The 4,383-nt window shown below is 70.9% G+C and carries 3 protein-coding genes; 1 reads left to right on the top strand and 2 read right to left on the bottom strand.

Annotation, left to right across the window (positions count from 1 at the left end; translation table 11 throughout):
- Positions 1–166: 166 nt before the first annotated feature.
- Both StrepF001_RS44650 and StrepF001_RS46140 read right to left on the bottom strand, forming a co-directional pair.
- Positions 167–2,554 (bottom strand): SpoIIE family protein phosphatase, encoded by a 2,388-nt coding sequence (locus tag StrepF001_RS44650; RefSeq protein WP_276322902.1) that lies wholly within the window; start codon positions 2,552–2,554, stop codon positions 167–169.
- Positions 2,555–2,855: 301 nt separating this feature from the next.
- Entirely contained in the window at positions 2,856–3,647 is a 792-nt protein-coding gene (locus StrepF001_RS46140; protein ID WP_165396590.1) for a hypothetical protein, read from the bottom strand.
- A 627-nt stretch (positions 3,648–4,274) separates the two neighbouring features.
- Between StrepF001_RS46140 and StrepF001_RS44660 the strand changes: the two genes are divergently transcribed.
- Positions 4,275–4,383: Hsp70 family protein (locus StrepF001_RS44660; protein ID WP_129803788.1), on the top strand; the 109-nt coding region annotated here is incomplete at its 3' end.

Genomic DNA, 4,383 nt, shown 5'->3' on the forward strand with positions numbered 1-4,383 from the left:
AGCCGTTCATCGCCTTCTCCTGCGAGCCGAAGCAGGCGGTCCTCCGTCCGAGCCGGTACGCCGGGGCGTACAAAGAGACCGGATCAGCGCGGTGTCCGTCTCCTACCAGTCTCGCTCGGCAAGGGGCGGTCGCGAAGGGAGTGCCGGTGGATCGTCGCCGTCGTGGCTACGTCGCTGTGCCGTCTGTGTTCTGCTCAACCCAAACGATCTTGCCGTCGTTCGTGTAGCGGATCCCCCACCGGTCGGAGCACCGTGCGACGAGGAGCAGCCCGCGACCGCCCTCGTCAGTGGCGCGGGCGTGTCGCAGCCGCGGAGAGACGCTGCTGCCGTCGGACACCTCGCACGTCAGGACGTGGCTGCGCACGAGTCGGAGTGTCACGGGCGGCTTGCCGTGCCGGATCGCGTTGGTGACGAGCTCACTGACGATCAGTTCGGTGGTGAATGCGGCGTCGCTCATGTCCCATGTGGTGAGCTGCCGGGTGGCGAGGGAGCGGGCTGTGGAGACCGTGGCCGGATCGCTCGGGAGGTCCCACGACGCGACGTGGGCCGAGTCCAGCGCGTGTGTGCGGGCGACCAGGACGGCGGCATCGTCGTGGGGCCGAGCCGGGACGAGTGCGTCGGTCAGCGTTCTGCATGTCGCCTGCGCAGAGCCGGGAGAACGGGCGAGCAGGGCGGTCAAGCGCTCTTGGTCGCCCGGGTCGTCCGGCTGCTGTGCCCGCTGGAGGAGCCCTGGGGTGTACAGGACGAGCGTCGAGTTCTCGGAAAGTTCGAAGTCCTCCTTGCCGAACGGCGAGCCGGGGCAGCACAACGCATCGGCGGCCGGGCCCTCCACAGTCCCTACGGTGCCGTCCGGACGTACGACCACGGGCCAGGGGTGACCGGCGGTGGCTACCGAGCAGCGCCGGGACACGGGATCGTAGATCAGATAGAGGCACGTGGCGCCGCACTCCGGCCCGTGGGCAGACGTTTCCGTGTCCGGTACGGAAGATGGCTGGTCGTCGCTCCCCGTGAAGCCGTTCGCCCTGCCCGTCCGGCGCACCATGTCATCGAGCCGGGCGAGCAGTTCATCCGGTTCCAGGTCCAGGTCCGACAGGGTGTGCACCGCCGCCCGAAGCCGTCCTGCCGTGGCGGCAGACTCTATGCCGCGACCCGGCGCGCGGCCCGCCACGAGAGCCACCCGGGCCCCGGAGAGCGGTATGGCGTCGACCCAGTCGCCACCGGATCCCGCGGACACGTACGCGTGCGCCACCTCCATCGCCTGCTGTGGCGGAAGCCCGCCCGGGCGCAGGATGTGCTGCAACGCGACCAGGGAGTTGTGCTCGCGCAGGTGCCGGCGAGCGTTGTCCAGGCACTCGGCCGCGCGCCGGGCGAGTTGCGCGGCGAGGGTCAGATCATCGCGCTCAAAGGGCCTGCGGTCTCCCCAGCGGCAGAACGTCACGAGCCCGAGGGCCCGGTCCTGAGCAACCAGCGGCGCGACGATCAGCGAGTGGACTTCTTCGCCGGTTCGCCCGGGCGTCCTCAAGCCCTGCACGATCCGCCGCCCCAGCGAGGACAGCGGGTCGACCAGACGCGGCTCGAGATCGGCCATGGCCTCGATGGCGGCCGCACGTGGGACCGCGGCATCGTCGTCCGCAGCCGTCCCCCCGGACTCGTCATCGCGGGAACGGGAAGCCGCCCGGCGCAGCACGGCATCGTGTCCCACGGGCCCCGCATCCAGGTACTCGCCCGCAAGCACCGCCTCCAGCACATCGACCGCGACGCTGTCGGCCGGCACAGGCACCGACACCTCCGCCAGGCCCCGGGCTGTGTCCAACGCGTCGAGCGTGGACCCGATCCTGGTGCTGGCCTGAGCGAGCACGGACAGCCGCTCGTGGGCCAGGTAGCGGTCGGTGACATCGACAGTGGCGTCCGCTACGCCCAGGATCCGGCCCTGAGCGTCCTCCAGACGGAAAACGGAAGCGGAGTAGACGTGCTCGTACCGTGGATCGCCCGGGGGACGGACCCGCTTCTCGACGCCGATCACCGGCTGGCCCGTGGCGAGCACCTGTTCCATGACCCGCTCCACCATCTCCACGCCGAAGCCTGGCCACACCTCCGTCGGGCGTCGGCCGACAGCTTCCTCGACCGAGGTTCCCTGCATGCCCTCGGCCGCGGGATTGAACCGGACAAGGCGCAGCTGAGGGTCGAGGAGGAACAGGCCCATGGGAGAGAGGGTGAAGAGCTTCTCGAGCAGCGCCCGTTCGAGCTCCGCTGTCCCGTCCGGTTCCGCAGGCGTAAGCGTCACCTCCCAGCCCGTGCCCGCGTCACCCACGCGCTCGGGCCGGACGGCCAATCGGCACGTCAGCAAGCCGCCGTCGCGGCGCCGCAGCACAACGGCGAAGCCCTCGCCACGGCCCGGCGGACGCCCAGCGGCAGCCATCCCGACCAGCAGGTCCACTGCCGAGCGCCCCAGTACCGCATCCTTCGGGTAGCCGAGCAGCCTTTCGGCCGCCGGGCTCCACCCGGTCACCGAGCCCTGCTGATCGACCAGAACGTGAACCCGCTCCCGCGCCAGGGGCCCATGAGCCGGGTCACTGCGACCGGTGACATGCGACGCACGCATAATGATCAGCTCTCACTCACCACAGTGCCATGGATGCGTCCAGTGTCCTCCAAGGCCCACGTACGCGACATCGGAGCGGCTCGGCCCACGCCCGGGCAACGGCCGCGGAGCGACCACTGAGCGGTCCTCGACGTCCCACGTGATGCGTCCGGGGAGATCACCTCCGCCTGTCGCAGGCTGATGCGGTCGCTCCATTCGGACGCCCGGCCAAAGGATCCGGCAGCAGCGGATCGCCTCGCCGACGTCCTGCCGCCTACGACACGCTGGGCGATCCCGAGCGGCGTGCGGCACACGACGCCGGGCGGGGCAGCCCGGTGTCGGCGCCTTGCACGTGCTCGGCGAGCCGCGTCACGCTCGGCATCTCCCGGACTGCCCCGGCGGCCGTTCGGTGGGTCTGCTGCCCGCCGGTCCGGGTGGCCTCGCGGATCCGGGCTACGACGGTACGCACGAGCTCTGCGGCCGCCGCGGTGGTGCCGCCGTTGTCCTGGTCCGGTCGGCTGCCGTTCGCGGTTGCGGCGGCCAGGGCCCTGGCCTGTTCGTCGACGGTGTCCTGCAGCGTCTGCAGCAGCTGCTCGTCCTGGCGGCGCAGCGCGGCAAGAAGGTCCACGGCCTCCTCGTCATCGGCGAGGACGGCGATGCTCTCCGCGGCCCGGCAGGTCATCAGGGCCCGGGCAACGGCGGCGTATTCGCCTTCCGCGTTCTTCAGCTGCTCACGCTCGGTGGCCTGACGCCCCCAGCGCAGAGGACCGCTCGCGATCAGCATGCCGATCTCCAGCGGGATTCTGGCTGTGCGGACCGCGCCGTCGGAGACACTGCGGACGAACTCGGATGTGTCCCGCATCAGCGTCCGCGGGCGGATCTCGCGGGCGCGGTCGTCGAGACGGGCCAGGCTGTCCTCGGTACCGGCGACGTGGCGCTGCAGGATCTGGCGGTACGGGCCGGCGGGGGTGACGGCCAGGTCGGCGCGGAACCGGTCGATGACTGCGGCGTGGGCCTCCCGGACGTCTTCCAGCGCCGGGACGAGCGCGTCCGTCATCACTGTCATTGCCGTACTCCCTTGGTTCGTGGGACAGCAGGGTGAGGCCCTGTCCGCCGGACGGATGCCTGGCATGGAGCCAGGCTCCGTGATCAGGGTGTGGGAAGGGGCTGAAGCTCGCCTGGCGGCCACCACCGTTCCGAGTGGGGGCCGCCCGCTTTCGGCAGGTGACAGGCTCATGGCCGGACGTCGACGGCGGGCTGGGGCCTAACCCGTCCGGGTGACCGGCACACCAGGCGGGCGCACGGGCCGGCGAGGCCGCTGCCGGCGGCTCGGGTGCCGGAGCGCGCAGCGCAGGCCATGGGGACGCAGCCGCAACCGGGATCCGCCCCGAACCGGGCTGCGGGGATCATGGCCTTGGCGCCGATCCCGCCGTCCTGCGGCTGCTGCACTGCAATCCCTTCCCGGACGCCCGCCACCCGTCACAAAAGCACCCAAGCAGGCGGGAACTGGGGCTTCTTGACAACTCAAGACGCGGACTTTATCCAGACTGTTAGTGAGGTGTACTCCGAATCCGCAGGTGGCGACGCCGGGCGAGGTGGCGCAACCGCTCCGGGGGCCGGTCGCTGGACGGCCCCGTTTCACCAGGCGCCGGCATCTGCCCTCGGTGTGGGACGCAGATGGAGGAGAGGACCCATGACACGTGCAGTGGGAATCGACCTCGGCACGACGAACTCGGTGGTCTGCGTGCTGGAGGGCGGAGAGCCCACCGTCATCACCAACACGGAAGGAGCACGGACCACCC

The sequence above is a fragment of the Streptomyces sp. F001 genome, assembly GCF_004187715.1.
GTDB lineage: Bacteria > Actinomycetota > Actinomycetes > Streptomycetales > Streptomycetaceae > Streptomyces > Streptomyces flavusporus.

What these genes read in the sequence shown, in the direction of transcription:
- StrepF001_RS46140 (WP_165396590.1), bottom strand. Translation starts at nt 3,647, where the DNA reads ATGACAGTGATGACGGACGCGCTCGTCCCGGCGCTGGAAGACGTCCGG.